General features: G+C 64.4%; 8 protein-coding genes. 7 read left to right on the forward strand and 1 reads right to left on the reverse strand.

Annotated elements, in window-relative coordinates; genetic code table 11:
• The first annotated feature begins 72 nt into the window (after positions 1–72).
• From PPGU16_RS29230 to PPGU16_RS29255, 6 genes are read left to right on the forward strand one after another with little or no spacing between them, the layout of a single operon-like run.
• Positions 73–1,662, forward strand: a complete 1,590-nt coding sequence (locus PPGU16_RS29230) for a multicopper oxidase family protein (RefSeq protein ID WP_180727084.1) — start codon at positions 73–75, stop codon at positions 1,660–1,662.
• Positions 1,663–1,681: 19 nt separating this feature from the next.
• Entirely contained in the window at positions 1,682–9,853 is an 8,172-nt protein-coding gene (locus PPGU16_RS29235; protein ID WP_180726245.1) for a cadherin-like domain-containing protein, read from the forward strand.
• Positions 9,850–10,338: a hypothetical protein gene (locus tag PPGU16_RS29240; RefSeq protein WP_180726246.1), complete on the forward strand. Its 489-nt coding sequence runs from the start codon at positions 9,850–9,852 to the stop codon at positions 10,336–10,338. The genes PPGU16_RS29235 and PPGU16_RS29240 overlap by 4 nt, the downstream gene beginning before the upstream one ends.
• A 32-nt stretch (positions 10,339–10,370) precedes the next feature.
• Positions 10,371–11,180, forward strand: coding sequence for an outer membrane lipoprotein-sorting protein (locus PPGU16_RS29245; protein WP_180726247.1), 810 nt, complete (start codon positions 10,371–10,373; stop codon positions 11,178–11,180).
• Between the two features lie 24 nt (positions 11,181–11,204).
• Positions 11,205–12,038 (forward strand): LolA-like protein, encoded by an 834-nt coding sequence (locus PPGU16_RS29250; protein WP_180726248.1) that lies wholly within the window; start codon positions 11,205–11,207, stop codon positions 12,036–12,038.
• 5 nt (positions 12,039–12,043) lie between these two features.
• On the forward strand, positions 12,044–13,702 hold the full coding sequence (locus tag PPGU16_RS29255) for a c-type cytochrome (RefSeq protein WP_180726249.1): 1,659 nt from the start codon (positions 12,044–12,046) through the stop codon (positions 13,700–13,702).
• Positions 13,703–13,723: 21 nt separating this feature from the next.
• Here PPGU16_RS29255 and PPGU16_RS29260 read toward each other — a convergent pair whose 3' ends face one another.
• Positions 13,724–14,362, reverse strand: coding sequence for a lytic transglycosylase domain-containing protein (locus PPGU16_RS29260; protein WP_180726250.1), 639 nt, complete (start codon positions 14,360–14,362; stop codon positions 13,724–13,726).
• Between the two features lie 554 nt (positions 14,363–14,916).
• Between PPGU16_RS29260 and PPGU16_RS29265 the strand changes: the two genes are divergently transcribed.
• A complete protein-coding gene (locus PPGU16_RS29265; RefSeq protein ID WP_180726251.1) occupies positions 14,917–15,708 on the forward strand; it encodes a response regulator in 792 nt (263 codons plus the stop codon).
• Positions 15,709–15,712 lie beyond the last annotated feature (4 nt).

Raw genomic sequence — 15,712 nt, forward strand, 5'->3', positions numbered from 1 at the left:
GCCGTGGGCAACATCATCGACAACTTCCGACGCACACGCTACACGCGGCGTGGCTCGGCGCCGCGTTTTACGCTGTTCCACGCGCTGCTCTGCGCAGCCGTCGTCGCGCTGCTCTACTGCGTCAACGCGCACGCGGCCGCGCCGGGCATCACGGGCACGAACTTCGATCTGTCGGCCGAGGCCAACCGCATCAGCCAGCCTGACGGCGCGAGCGTCTACGCGTGGGGCTACGGCTGCCGCACCGCGCCCTCGGGCTTTTCTCCCGCCACCGTTGCGGGCGCGAACTGCCCGAGCATGCAGGTGCCTGGGCCGACGTTGATCGTGAGGCAAGGCGACAAGGTCACCGTCACGTTGACGAACAACCTGCCCGAAGCGGCGGGCAATACGTCGATCCTGTTTCCTGGCTTCCAGGTCTGCGCCGCCGTATTGAATCCGGACGGCACGTGTCCAACGACGCTCACGGGCGTGCCGGGGCTGCTCACGCGCGAGGCGACACACGGCAACAGCGTGACCTACAGCTTCATCGCGTCGACACCGGGCACGCACAGCTATTACAGCGGCACGCAGAGCGACCTGCAGGTCGAGATGGGCCTGTCGGGCGCGATCATCGTGCTGCCCACATCGACGCCCACCACGTCGGGCGGCGCGCTCGCCGTCCCCGCTGGCTGTCGCGCGGTTCAGTCGACACTGCCCGACGGCCAGCCCGATTTTCGCAACGCTGCTGCCGCTTACGACCATCCGTTGGCCTGCTACGACCGCGAGTACCTGTTCCAGTTCTCCGAGATGGACCCGCGCATTCATACGCAGGCCGAGCAGGAAGCGGCCAAACCGTGCTCGCAGGCGACGGGTTGCATGAGCGTCGAAACCGAGCCGTACCGCCCCGCGTACTTCATGATCAATGGCCGCTCGATGCCCGACGACATGGACCCGAACTATGCGCAGCAGTATCCGCATCAGCCATACAACGGCAATCCGCACATGCATCCGGGCGAACTCGTGTTGCTGCGCGTGATCGGTTCGGGCCGCTGGCAGCATCCGTTCCACGAGCACGGCAATCACGTGCGCGTGCTCGCGCGCGACGGCAATCTGCTGTTGAGCAAAATGGACGCGACGAAGCTCGCCGGGCCGCTGCTCTTTACGACGACCACGACGCCCGGCCTCGCGATGGACGGCATCTTCTACTGGACGGGCAAGGGGCTCAACTGGGACGTCTACGGACACACGGCGGGCGACGGCAGCGTCTGCGTTCCGGATGCGAACGGTTACTACACCGTCAACAGCAATCCGCCCGCGCCGCTGAACGCGCCGAACTACTACGAGTGGTGCGCCGATCACAACAAGCCGCTCGAAGCGCATCCGTTCGGCAATGTCGGCAGCGGCGGTCCCGTGACCTTGCCCGATGCGCGTCTGCTGACGAACGGCCCGTGGTACGGCGGCAGTCCCTATCTCGGACCCGACGCGACGATTCGCGCGACCTCGTTCACGGGCACCACGCCGCCGAGCGGAACGATCGCGAATTCGCCGACATCCGAAGCCGGGTTCGCCTACATGTGGCATTCGCACAATGAGCGCGAGATTACGACGAACAACATCTTCCCAGGCGGAATGATGATGATGATGCTCGTCGATCCGCAGGCGTTCACGATCAACGAAGGCAATTAACGAGACGGGGAGAATCGCGATGAGAGCCTGCGATTTCAAAAGGACGCTTGCCGGCCTCGTGAAGGCGGGTGTCGTGGCGTCGATGCTGATGACGGCGAGCACGATGGTCTGCGCGCAGAGCGTGACGCTGACGGCCAAGGCCCAGACGATTGCACTTCCCGATGGACAGGTCGTGCCGATGTGGGGCTACAGCTGCTCGGCCGCGGCCGTCGCGCCCGCCACCTGCGCGGCGACCAATTCCGGCGCGGGTGCGAACTGGTCACCTGTCGTGATCACGACGCCGCCCGGCTCGCTGACGATCAATCTCACGAACAGCCTGCCCGCGCAGGTGCCGACGTCGCTCGTGATCGTCGGGCAGCTCGGCGGCGGTCTCGGCAACACGGCGACCACGTCGCCAAGTCCCGTTCACGCGACCCAGACGGCAACGACCTGGCCGATCGCCGGCACGGGCAGCGGCGCGAGCTTCACGCCGCCGACGCAAGGCCCGCGCGTGCAGTCGTTCTCGAGCGAAGTGAATACGGGCAGTTCGAGCGCGCTGACCTGGAACAATCTGCGCCCCGGCACCTATCTGATCGAATCGGGCACGCACCCGTCCATCCAGGGGCCGATGGGTCTGTACGGCGTGCTCGTCGTCACGACGCCTCCCACGGCCGGTTCGACGCAAGGGCAGGCTTACCCCGGCATCCGATACGACGCGGATCTGCCGCTGGTGCTCGGCGAAATCGACCCGGTGCAGAACCAGGCCGTCGCCACGGCCGTGGCCACACCGGGCTTCAGCGAAACACGCGTGTGGTCCGGTCTCTCGGGCGGCTGCGGCGATCCCGCATCGGCGACCTACGGAACCTGCTATCCACCCGCGGTGAACTACGATCCGCGCTACTACCTGATCAACGGTGTCGCATTCGACCGGTCGAATGCCAATGGCTCCGCGTTCCCTGTCACGGCGCCCGCTGCAACCCCCAGTTCGACGGGCCAGATACTCCTGCGTTTCGTGAACGCCGGTTTGCGCATGCACGTGCCATCCGTGGTCGGCGCGCAAACGGGCCTGCCGCCCGTGTCCGGCTTCTCGCTGATCGCGGAGGACGGCAACCTGCTGCCCGGCAATCCGCGCGTGCAGAGCGCGGTGTTTCTGGCCGCCGGCAAAACCTACGACGTGCTGATGAACTCGGTCCCTGCGGGCGCGCTCGCGTTGCCCGTGTTCGACCGTCAATTGAGCCTGTCGACCAACAACCAGCGCGACGGCGGCATGCAGGGCTACATCAGCGTGAACGGCGGCGCGTTGCCGACTTCCGCGGCAGGCAACGTGAACGCGAAGGCGAATCCGGATTCGTACTTCCTCGTCGCGGGTAACACGCTGACGGTCTCGGACCCCGGCAAAGGGCTGATCGCAAACGACGTGGGCGTCTACGGCGTGCAGATCAAGACACAGCCGACGGGCGGCACGCTCACGCTGAATCCGAACGGCACCTTCACGTATGTACCGAATGCGGGCACCACATCGGACAGCTTCACCTATCAGGCAAACGGCAACGCCTCGCTGACCGCGACGGTGACGCTCGCCGCATGTTCGGCGGGCTCGAACTGCCTGTCGGGGGCGCCTGTCGCATCGGATGACGCGTTCAGCAGCAACATCGCGTCGCAGTTGCACATCGGCGCGCCGGGCGTGCTCGGCAACGACCGCGATCCGGCGGGGCTGCCGCTGACGGCTTCGATCGTCGGCGGTGCGTCGGGCGGCACGGTGACGCTCAACGCGGACGGCTCGTTCAACGCTGTGCCGAGCGTGGCACCCGTCGGCAATGCGACGTCGACGGTCACGTTCAAGTACAAGGCCGTCAACTCGCAGAACACGGCGAGCGGGGCCGCGACTGTCACGGTGAGCTTCAAGGGCGGCAGCGGTCTCGCTGTCGCGGTGAAGGATGCGAAGACGGGGACGACAATCAACGACTACCGCTGGATCATCGAAGAAGACCGTACCTTCCAGATCGATCCCGCATGCCAGGTGAACTCGTCGACGCGGCCCGCGACCTGTCCGCCGCTGCCCGTGCCGAGCCTCGGCACGAGCTTCCACACGAGCTACATGCCCGTCGTCGCGGCGGGATGCGTCGGCACGGTGTCGTGCGAATCGGGGCAGACCGTGTTCGATCCGGGTACGAATACGCACGTACCCGCCGTGTGCGACGTCGGCAACGGCGTGTGCCGCACGGATTCGGCCCAGCAGACGGCTGTCGATCCATCGCAGGTCGCGCTCGATCCGACGAAACACTACTACCTGTCGATCCTTCCGGGCGACGCCGGCAACACCTTCACGAACGGCGCGGGCGCGCCGCAGCCGGTCAATCCGAGCAATCCGGACGGTCCGCAACGGCAGTTCGACATTGCGAAGGATTGTCCGTCGGGTCCGGGCGGCGCGGACTTCGCGCCCGGCACGGGCACCTGCGGCCACGCCATGGGCGGCGCGCCGATCGCGCCCGCGCAACATGCCGTCAACGTGCTGCTGCAGCAGACTCCGCTGCAGACGGCGAAGATCTCGGTGTTCGTGTTCGAAGACGATGCACCCGTCAACGGCGAGGTCGATGTGAGCGGCGGCACGGATGCATTCGGCACGGCACGCGAGCCGGGCCTCGGCGGCTTCGAAATCAAGCTGTTCGACGACGCGGGCGGCACGGGCGACGCGACCGGCCAGATGACCTACGACATGTTCAACATGCCGCTGTCCAATTCGCTGCAAGGCACGATCGACCCGAGCACCGGCCTCGACGCGTGCCCGATCACGAAGGCCGCGAACGACGGCCTGGTCGGCATGATCCCGACCTGTCCGAAGTTCGAATCGGACGGCAAGACGATGTCGCCGCTGGTGGGCCAGGCGATCATCGCGAACCTGATGCCGGGACGCTATGGCGTCGTCGCGACGCCGGCCGCGGACCGCATCGCGAAGGGCGAAGAGTGGCTGCAGACCAATACGCTGGACGGCCAGAAAGCGCACGATGCGTTCATCAAGGTGGGCGGCCCCGCCTACTTCCAGGAGTTCGGACCGGCTGGCTTTCACGTGACGATCGGCTTCGCGAATCCGAAGATCATCAACGCGCGGCTGCCGGGCGTCTGCAAGGGCGTGCCGTGCAACAACGGCGTCACGGGCAAGATCACGAACCTGCACTACAGCCGTCCGCCTAACGAAAACCTCTACAGCAGCGGCTCGCGCGATTCGCTGAGCTTCACGCAATGCTACGTGAGCGTCGGCGATCCCGATCTCGAAGACATCGCGTTCACGAAATGCAACGCGGACGGCACGTTCAGCATCAGCGGCCTGCCGGATGGTCTGTTCCGCATCACGGTGTTCGACCAGTGGAACGACCAGATCGTCGACGGTCTCGCGACGGCGGTGCAGCTCAAAGGCGGACAGACGCAGAACGTCGGCGACCTGGCCGTGCTGCAATGGCACACGAACCTTTACACGCGCAGCTTCATCGATACGAACGGCGATGGCGTGTCGCAGGACAGCGAGCCGGGTCTCGCGCTCGTGCCGACCAATATCCGCTTCCGCGACGGCAGCTATTCGAACTTCAACAACACGGACCTGAACGGTTACGCGTCGTTCAACGAGGTGTTCCCGCTCTTCAACTGGTACATCGCGGAGGCCGACACGACGCGCTACAAGCAGACGGGCGTGCATGTGGTCTACGACGCGGGCGGCCCGCCTGACGGCACGCCTGGCGGCGGGGGCTCGTCGATCGCGGCGAACTACGCGAACACACTGGAATCGTCGACGGCGCATCTGCCGAACGCGTTGCGCGTGCCGGGCGCGATCTACTGCAACGACGCGGACTGCAATGACCGCACGGGCACGAATCCGTCGACGGGTCGCATCGATCCGCCGTGGGTCACGACGATGGGCTGGCAAGGCTTCTCGGGCCAGAACTCGTTCATCGAATTCGGCAAGGCGCCGTATGGGACGAACGAGAACGGCGGCATTCATGGCGAAGTGATCTACGCATCGACGCGCCCGTTCGACGATCCCGCTCTGCTGATCCATACGAGCTGGACGCCCGACGTGCCGAACGTGACGGTCAACCTGTACGCCGAAGGCACGGCCGCCGACGGCACGCAGAGCCTCACGCTCGTCGATACGACGAAGACCAGCAGCTGGGACGACTGGGCCCAGGGTTTCCGTTCGGATGGCGTGCCGAACATGAACTGCCCGGGCCAGGAAACCACCGATCCGTTCTTCTTTACGCTGAAGGACAGCCCGCAATGGCTCGACCCGCAAAAGCGGACGCTGCCCATGCACGCGCAGTTCAAGTGCTATGACGGCATGCACGCGTTCAACCAGCTGCAGCCCGCGCCGTACGACGGGATGTACCAGTTCCCGAGCGTGACGGACCGTGATCCGCAGAAGGGCACGCCGAAGGGTTCGAACTGCACGGTCTGCAGCAAGCTCGCCGATGGCTCGTACATGCTGCCTGCGGGCAAGTATGTGGTCGAAATCATCGTGCCGCCGGGCTATGAGCTCGTGAAGGAAGAAGACAAGAACATCCTGATCGGCGACAACTACATCGCGCCTGTCACGCAGCAGTTCGGCGGACTGGGCAACATCTTCATTCTGCCCGACCAGGCGGCGGTGAACGCGACGTACAACCGCAACAACGCGCAGAACCCGACTACGGATCTCGGCTCGTCGCCGCGCCACGAAGGCGACACGGGCAGCGTCGAGACGTTCTGGCCGTGCGTCGGCGCGCTGCGTGTGGTGCCGGACTACATCAGCCTGTTCCCGGGCTCGCAGGAAGTCGCGCCGTTCGCGGGCGCTTCGCGGCACCTGTGCGACCGCAAGGAAGTCGTGCTGACCAACCAGATGTCGGTGCTCGCGAAGTTCTGGGTGTTCAGCTCGACGCACGTGGCTGCGCACTTCACCGGCTTCATGCTCGATGATTTCTCGTCGGAGTTCGATCCGTACTCGCCGCAGTTCGGCGAAAAGTTTGCGGTGCCGAACGTGCCTGTTTCGATGAAGGATTTCGCGGGCAACGAAGTGAGCCGCATCTATTCGGACCAGTGGGGCATCTTCAACGGATTGAATTATTCGACGTGGGAAGTGAACCCGCCGAACCCGACGGGCTATGCGCCGACGATGATGGTCGCCTGCATGAACGATCCCGACATGCCGGACCCCGCGCATCCGGGGCAGACGATCCGCGATCCGCTGTTCAACCCCGCGTACAGCCAGTTCTGTTACGAGATTCCGTTCATGCCCGGGCAGACGCAGTACATGGATACGCCTGTCGTGCCCGTGTCCGCGTTCGCAGACGGCTACAACCCACCCGATTGCGCGTATCCGGACGCGACGCCCGCGATCTCGTCGGTGACGGGCGACACGAGCAACGGCGGTGCGGGTCCGTGGGTGAGTCAGGCCGGCCATACGCTGACCATCAAGGCGCTCGGCGACCAGCAGGTGCCGAACCATGCGTACGGCGGTCCCGCTGCGACGACTTCGCCGTATAACCAGAAGTTCGTCACGCGGCACTATGGTTTCGGCGCATCGCAAGGCACCGGGACGGTGACGGTCGGCGGCGTGAATGCGCACGTGAACGCGTGGTCGGATACCCAGATCAACATCACGGTGCCGACGCTCTCCGCGAACCAGTCGAGCTGCACGATCCAGCAGCGCGGCGTCAATACGCAGACGCGCTGCGGCGAACTGGTCATCACGTCGAACAACGGCAAGAAATCGATCGATACCGTGACGGTCACGATCGGCGGCAAGGCACCTGCCTATGTCGGCGGCGAGAATGGGACGAACAACGCGATCCAGACGGCCATCGACAAGGCGACCCCTGGCGACCTGATCATCGTCGGGCCGGGCAACTACAGCGAAATGCTGCTGATGTGGAAGCCCGTTCGTCTGCAAGGCGTGGGCGCGCCTGCCGTGGTCGTGAATGCGAACACGCATCCGTCGGGCAAGCTCGACCCGTGGCGCAGACAGGTCGACTGCCTGTTCGGCGTGGCGCTCAACGGCGGCCTGATCTCGTCAGGCAATGCGTACGATCCGTCCGGCGCGTATGCGTGCTCCGCCGCGATGCAGCGCCAGGTGGACGCGATTCCGCTCGAACCGACCGTCGGCTGGGACAACACGTTGAACGGGAACCTCGGCGAACTGCTGATGGAGCCGACCTTGATGGGCGCGTATGAAGGCGCGGCTATCACCGTGCTCGCGAAGGGCGTGCGCGACGTGCGCGTGGGCGGCAAGCTGCAGCCTGATCCGAACTGCACGGCCAACGGTATCTGCACGCCGCTGACGGCCAGCAACGCGGACTGCAACACCTACTCGAGCAACTTCCTGTGCAACCCGTCGCGTGTCGACGGCATCACCTTCACGAACAGCTCGCAGGGCGGCGGCGGCATCTTCCTGCACGGCTGGAACCACTACACGGAGGTGTCGAACAACCGCGTGTTCAGCAACGCAGGCACGCTGACAGGCGGGATCACGATCGGTCAGGTGGAAGTGCCCGACGGCACGATCGCCAACGATGGCTTCACGGAGGAGCCGTTCGCGTACAACACGCATGTCAACGTGCACCACAACTCGGTGACGTCGAATGCTGCGTACGGTGACGAGATCAACTCGACGACGCCTTCGTCGGCAGCGGGCGTGACGTTCTGCTCGGGCGCGGACAACTATCACTTCAACTACAACTGGGTCTGCGGCAACATGAGCAGCGGCGACGGCGGCGGTGTCGCGCACTTCGGCTTCAGCTACAACGGCGATCTGTCGCACAACTGGATCCTGTTCAACCAGAGCAACAACCCGACGCTGCCAACTTACGGCGGCGGGCTGATCGCCCAGGGCGTTCCGCCCGACGGCACGTTCTGCGAGAACTCGACCGTGGATATCGACTGCGCGCCGCAGCTGTCGGACGGCGTCGGGCCGGGTCTCGTGATCGACGGCAATCTGATCGTCGGCAATACGGCCGAAAGCGGCAAGGGCGGCGGCCTGCGTCTGCAGAACATCAATGGCACGGACGTGCAGCGCAGCCCGCGCAACCGCAACCGCTGGTACGAGGTGAGCGTGATCAACAACATCATCGCGAACAACGTGGCGGGCTGGTCGGGCGGCGGTGTGTCGGTGCAGGATGCCGTGCGGGTGAACTTCATCAACAACACGGTGATCTCGAACGACTCCACGGCATCGGCGGGCGTGCTGTTCAACACGGCGCTCGCTGCGCAGGCCAACGTCGGTCCGCCGAACTGCACGACGGTCGGCTCGGAAACGACCTGCAGCCCGATCACGACGTCGACGATGCAGCCTTCCGGCCTCGAAACCGCGAAGCATACGCAGAACTTCCTGACGGCGTTCACGGCGGGCGGCGCGGGCTGTCCTGCTGGCGAGGACTGCAGCCACTACTCGTTCCCTGTGCTCAGGAACGACGTGTTCTGGCAGAACCGCACGTTCTTTATCACCGTGGGCGGGCTGAACCCGAATATCCCCGGCTTGCAGAACATCGTCACACTGAACCCGACGTTGAACCAGGCGGGTCATCAGACGGGCTTCTGCGATCCGAAGGCGGTGTACTGGGATATCGGCGCCTATGGCGATACGAAGCCGTCGGACCACTCGTCGGGCATGAGGCTCGCACCGCAGTATTCGATCATCACGGATGCGGGTGACTATCCGAATGCGCACAACAGCTCGGCGAATCCGAACGTGGTGAGCCAGTACTGCAACGGCGCGCGGGTACCGCCCGAAGGCGGCGGCAACGGCTTCGCGGTGCCGCCCGGCATTGCGGATACCGTGCTGCCCAATCCGCTGTTCGGTCTGCTGCCGTCGGCGACGCCGGATGAAGGCAACCAGTGGATCAACATGTCGTACGGGCCGCTGTCGCTGTTCAACATGACGGTGAGTTCGGGCAGCACGAACTATGGCGTGCCGCTCGGCAACTACTCGATCAAGACGGGTTCGCCTGCCGTCAATGCGGGCACGAATGCGGGTGCACCGAATCACGACTTCTTCGGCACGCAGCGTCCGCAGAGCGGCAGCTACGACATCGGCGCGGTGGAGTTGCCACGCACGGGACTGTTCGCAGGCGGCAACCTGCCGTTCGCACCGGGCGCGCTGCTCGATCTGCTCAATCAGGTCCTGGGCAGTGGGGCAACGGGCACGGCCAGTCCGCAGGCCAATGCGCCTTCGACGGGAGCGGTGCAATGAGACGCGTCGTCACAGCGGCGACCTGGGTCTGCTGTGCCGCATTGCCGGCGATGCCGGCAGCGGCGCAGCAGGCACAGCAGGCGGCAGTGCATGGCAATGCGCCGCACGCGTCGCGCTATGAGCCGATGAAGCTCACCGCGCACGCGCGCACCTTTTACCAGTCAGTGCGGGGCATCGACAGCCTGAGCGTCCGCCGCACTGCGTCGGGCAATCTGCTGCGCTTCAGTTACCGCGTGACGGACCCGGCGCTCGCGAAGCTGCTCGGCGACAAGAGCACGACGCCTTATCTGTACGGCGAGGCCAATCATGTGCTGCTCGAAGTGCCCGTGATGGACAACATCGGCCAGTTGCGGCAGACGGGTGCGCTCGAGGTGGGCCAGCAATACTGGATGGTGTTTTCCAACAAGGGCAATCTGGTGAAGGCGGGGGACCGCGTCAACGTACTGATCGGCTCGTTCCATATCGACGGGCTGGTCGTTCAATAACGTGTGCGCGGCACGACATTGAGGAGATCGACATGAACCGGGGCTTTCGGACGATTGTTTCGATGGCGGGCGTAGTGGCCGCGAGCTTCGCTGCGCACGCCGCGCTGGCGGCGGGCGGCGGCGGGATGAGCGCGACGCAGGTCGTCGAACGCAACATAGCGGCGCGCGGCGGACTGCAAGCCTGGCGCGCCGTCAACACGATGACATTGAGCGGACAGATCGACGTGGGTGGCACGAAGCCCGTCAAGCTGCCGTTCGTCATGACGATGAAGCGGCCGCACAAGAGCCGCTTCGAACTGAACTTCGACAACCAGATCGCCTACCAGGTCTACGACGGCAGCCAGGGGTGGAAAGTGCGTCCATTCCTCGGCCGCAACGTCGCAGAACCCTATACGGCTGCCGAGGCGAAATCGGCGGCGGAAACAGCCGATCTCGACGGGCCGCTGGTCGACTATGCGGCCAAGGGCAGTCAGGTCACGCTGCAGGGGATGGAAACGATCGACGGGCACCGTGCCTACAAGCTCCTGTTGACCACCAAAGATCACGCGCAACGGCATGTGTGGATCGACGCGTCGAGCTTTCTCGAAGTCAAGGTCGAAGGCGATCCGCGCAAGCTCGATGGACGCATGCATGTCGTGTCCGTCTACTACCGCGATTACCGGCGCGAGGGAGGCTTGATGGTGCCGCATCTGCTCGAGACACAGGTGACGGGCGTGAAGCAGAAGCATCAGATGACGATCCAGCATGTCACGGTGAACCAGCCCGCCGACGACGCGCTCTTCGCGAAGCCGCAATTACCCGCGCAGCCGCAACCGGCGCCCGCCAGGGTCGCCGCGAAATGACGCCACGTCGATGAGGTCACGATCATGAAACGCATCGCCTCACGGTTGCTGGCGGTCTGTGTGTCCGCGCTCGCGTGGGCGCAGATGCCTGCCGCCGCGCAGCCGCTTACGGTCGACGAGATCATCGTGAAGAATGCGGCCGCGCGCGGCGGCGTGGACGCATGGCGCAAGGTCCACACGATGATCTGGATGGGGCATGTCGAAAGCGCGAATGCGCCGACACCGAATGCGCCGTTCATGCTGGCGCTGCGACGGCCCAACAGCACGCGCTTCGAGATCACGGCGATGAACCAGCGGATCGTGCGCGTGTTCGACGGCAAGGAAGGGTGGAAGATCCGGCCGTCGTCGGGCGGCGCGCCCGATGTGCAGCCCTACGCGCCCGCAGAAGTCCGTTATGCGCGCGACGAACAGGTGATCGACGGCCCGCTGCTCGATCACGTGGCAAAGGGCATTGCCGTATCGCTCGACGGCATGGATGCCATCGAAGGAAAGGACGCTTACCGGCTTGCCGTCACGCTGCCGTCGGGCGCGCATCGCCATGTATGGGTCGACGCCGCTTCGTTTCTCGACGTCAGGTACGATCGCGAAGCGCCGGGTCTGTCGGGCGCGCCTGTGAAGATCGAGGTGACGTATCGCGACTATCGCGAGGTCGACGGCGTGCAGGTGCCGTTCGCGATCGAAAGCGGTGTGGCGGGCGCGGCGAAGAAAGACCGGCTCGTGCTCGAGCGGGTGTCCCTGAATCCGCCGCTCGAAGACGCGATGTTCGTCAAGCCGTTGGTGCCGGGGCGGCGCGCGTCGGTGGCAGTCGGCGCGGGCGGTATGCCTGCGCCGCGTTCCGCGTTTGCTCCGGCGCAGTAACGATCATGCCCGGCCTCGTCGCAACGGCCACTGTGTTTGCACGGCGGCTGCTCGTTGCGAGCGCGTTGGCGGCCGCGTTGCTGGTGTCCGCACATCACGCGTTCGGGGCGCCGCCCGTCGACGCCGGCGAAGCGATCTTTCGGGAAGGCATTGCCGGCGACGGCCGCCCCGTCGAAGCGACGCATCAGGGGCAACTCGCGATGCGAGGCGCAACGGCCGCCTGCATGAACTGCCATCGACGCAGCGGGCTTGGCGCGAAGGAAGGCAACACGGTCATTCCGCCCATTGCCGCGCAGTATCTGTTTCATCCAGCCACGAACAACCCGGATGAGTTGACGGTGCCGTTCATCGACGGCATGCGTACCAGTCGCGAGCCGTACACGGAAGCGACACTCGCGCGCGCAATCCGCGAAGGCATCGATTCCGAAGGCAAGCCGCTCGGCTATCTGATGCCGCAATTCGATCTGAGCGATGCGGACATGCATGCGCTGATCGGCTATCTGAAAACACTGGACAGACGCAGGGCGCTCGGCGTCACGGACACCGTGCTGCACTTCGCAACGATCATCACGCCCGACGCCGACCCTGTGAAGCGGCGCGGCATGCTCGATGTGCTCGAACATTACTTCGCTGACAAGAACGCTGCGCCGTTGGGTGCGACGCCCGCGTTGCGCTCGTCGCGCAAGATGATGTTCATGGTCAACCGGCGCTGGGAACTGCATGTATGGGAACTCCACGGGCCGCCCGAGACGTGGCAGGCGCAATTGCGGGAGTATCTTGCGAAGCAGCCGGTGTTCGCCGTGCTGTCGGGACTCGGTGGCAGGAACTGGGCACCTGTCCATGATTTCTGCGAGCGCGAGCAGGTGCCGTGTCTGTTTCCGAACGTCGAGGTGCCAGTCGAAAGGGAACACGACTTTTATTCGATGTATTTCTCGCGAGGCGTGCTGCTCGAAGCGGAACTGATTGCAAAGCGGATTCGCGAGCCCGCCAGTTCTGCTGCGGCGCGACCGGTCAAGGCCGTGCTGCAGGTGTATCGCGCGGGCGATAGCGGCGAGGCCGCGGCGCAGGCGCTTGCCGCGGATCTGAAGAAGCAGGGCATCGCCGTCGAGAATCGCGCGATGCCAGCGAACGCGCACGTAGCGTCGGCGCTGCGAAGCGCGTCGCACGCGGATGTGCTCGTGCTATGGCTCAGGCCGCCCGACCTTGCCGCGCTCGGCGACGCGCCGGCTGCCTCGGTGGCCGTGTATGTGTCCGGGCTGATGGGCGGGCTCGACCGCGTACCGCTGCCAGCGCACTGGCGCGACAACGCAAGGCTCGCGTATCCCGTCGATCTGCCGCAAGGCCGGCGCGTGCGCGTCGACTATGCGTTCGGCTGGTTCGCGATACGCCATATTCCCGTCGTCGACGAACGTGTGCAGGCCGATACCTATCTGGCGTGCGGGCTGCTCGCCGAAACGCTGAGCCATATGGTCGATGCCTTCGTACGCGACTACCTCGTCGAACGTATCGACGACATGCTCGAACATCGCATTCTCACCGGCTACTATCCGCGCCTCACGCTCGCACCTGGGCAGCGTTATGCATCGAAGGGCGGATACATCGTGCGCTTTGCCGAGCCGGACAGACTGCGCGTGGTCGCGGACAGCGACTGGATCGTGCCGTAGCGTTGGTCGCAGTGGCGATGTTCAACTGCTCGCAGGCAGCAACCGCCGGTATTTGTCGAGCACGCGCGGCACATACGAACGCGTTTCGGGAAACGACGGAATCCTGTAGCCCGCGCGTATCACCGCGTTCTCGCCCGCGTTGTACGCAGCGAGCGCCAGTTCCATATCGTCCTTGAAGAGATCGAGCAAAAAGCGCAGATAGCGGGCGCCCGCAAGCACGTTGTCGCGCGGATTGAACATGTCGCCATCGGAGAAGCGGCGCGCCGTGTCCGGCATCAACTGCATGAGGCCCAGTGCCCCTTTGTCGGAGACAGCGTTGGGGTTGTAGCGCGATTCGACGTCGATGACCGCGCGCAACAGTTCGGGCTGCAGATGGAAGGTTTCGCTGGCTTCGGCAATCACGGGTTCGAATTGCGAGGCATCGACATGCGTCGATTGCACGGGCTGTTTCGCGCGGCCCGGTGACGGCGGCGACGCGACGATCACCGACATGCCCGTCTTGCCCGGCATATCGGTCAGCACGATTGCGCCCGTGCTGTCGACCTTGCCGAAAATATCGGCGTGCGCGGACTGCGCCAGAGCCAGACCGAGCACGACGGCCGACAAAACGAATGGCGCGGATGCCATAGGTGCCGGTCGTGTCGCTGCGTGCACGCGCATGATGGATCTCCGCTCGTGCTCTGATTGTGGTGCGCAGTCCAGACGCCAGCAATGGGGCGATCTCCCCTTTTTCTGAGGCGAACGCGGAGGGCTTTCACCCACTGTACAGAAACGTTACAGGTGAGGCGGTTGCCGCAAGGGCGAATTCGTCGGGAGTTTTGGCGCGCATGGGCGCGCAAAGAAAGAAACCCGAAGCGGAGCATACCGTTGGGGTGAAAACTACCTGTTAACTCGCATCTCACTGCTGAACGGGACTTTTTCCAAAGTATTACGGGCGCGTGAAACGGAAAGAAATTGATCAGGATTGAAACGTTTTTGCGCGCAAAAATTACCGATCTTTGACGGTTTTCAAATAGTCAGGCACGCATGCAGGTTCTGCGCGTATGGCAAGCTCCTTGCTCTTTCTGAGCCGGGCGCAGGCCTGACAGGGTATTGCCGGCATGCGTTAGCATAACGAAATATATACGTAATGTTCGAGAAAGTAACAATCGAAAGAAGAAGAATTTTGTGCTCGCTATGTATGGCACGCACACTTACCAGACGAGGAGCCGACCGTGAACATCAAACATCGCGTGATCATCGCAGAGGACCACGACCTGCTGCGCAACGGATTGCGTTCGATGCTGTCGGCGCAAAGCGAATATGAAGTAGTGGGCGAGGCGCGCGATGGGAAGGAAGCGTGTCAGCTCGCCATGTCGCTGGCACCCGACCTGATCCTGATGGATCTGTCGATGCGCGGCATGAACGGCATCGACGCGACGGCAGCGATCAAGCGTCGCTCGCCGCTCGTGCACATCATCGCGTTGACCGTGCATCAGAGCGAGGAATACGTGCGCGAGGCGTTGCGCGCGGGTGTCGACGGTTACGTGCTGAAGGATGTGTCGTTCGACGAACTGCTCTTCGCGATGCGCACGGTCATGCAGGGCAAGAAACATCTGAGCGCGGACGTCTATGGCTTCATGGTCGATTCGTTCGTGACGGGTCGCGAGATCGCCGCGCCGAAGAAAGCATGGGACCTGTTGACGGCCCGCGAACGCAGCGTGTTGAAGCTGATCGCGGAAGGGCGGACCAACCGGCAGGTGGGCCAGTATCTGAACCTGAGTCCGAAAACGATCGAGAAGTATCGCGCGAGCGTGATGCACAAGCTTGCGATCGAGAACGTGACGGAGCTCGTGCTTGCGGCGATCAGCATGGGCCTGCTGACTTCACTCGCGTCGAAATGCGCGGAGCCCGAGACGGACGGCGGGCTGTATCGCTTGCCCGTTGCAGGCACACAGACGGACGGCGCAGCGGGCGAAGCGGAGAAAGGTGCATTGCCGCACATGAGCGGCACGGCGGCGGGCTAGCCGG

It is taken from the genome of Paraburkholderia largidicola, from assembly GCF_013426895.1.
Lineage (GTDB): Bacteria > Pseudomonadota > Gammaproteobacteria > Burkholderiales > Burkholderiaceae > Paraburkholderia > Paraburkholderia largidicola.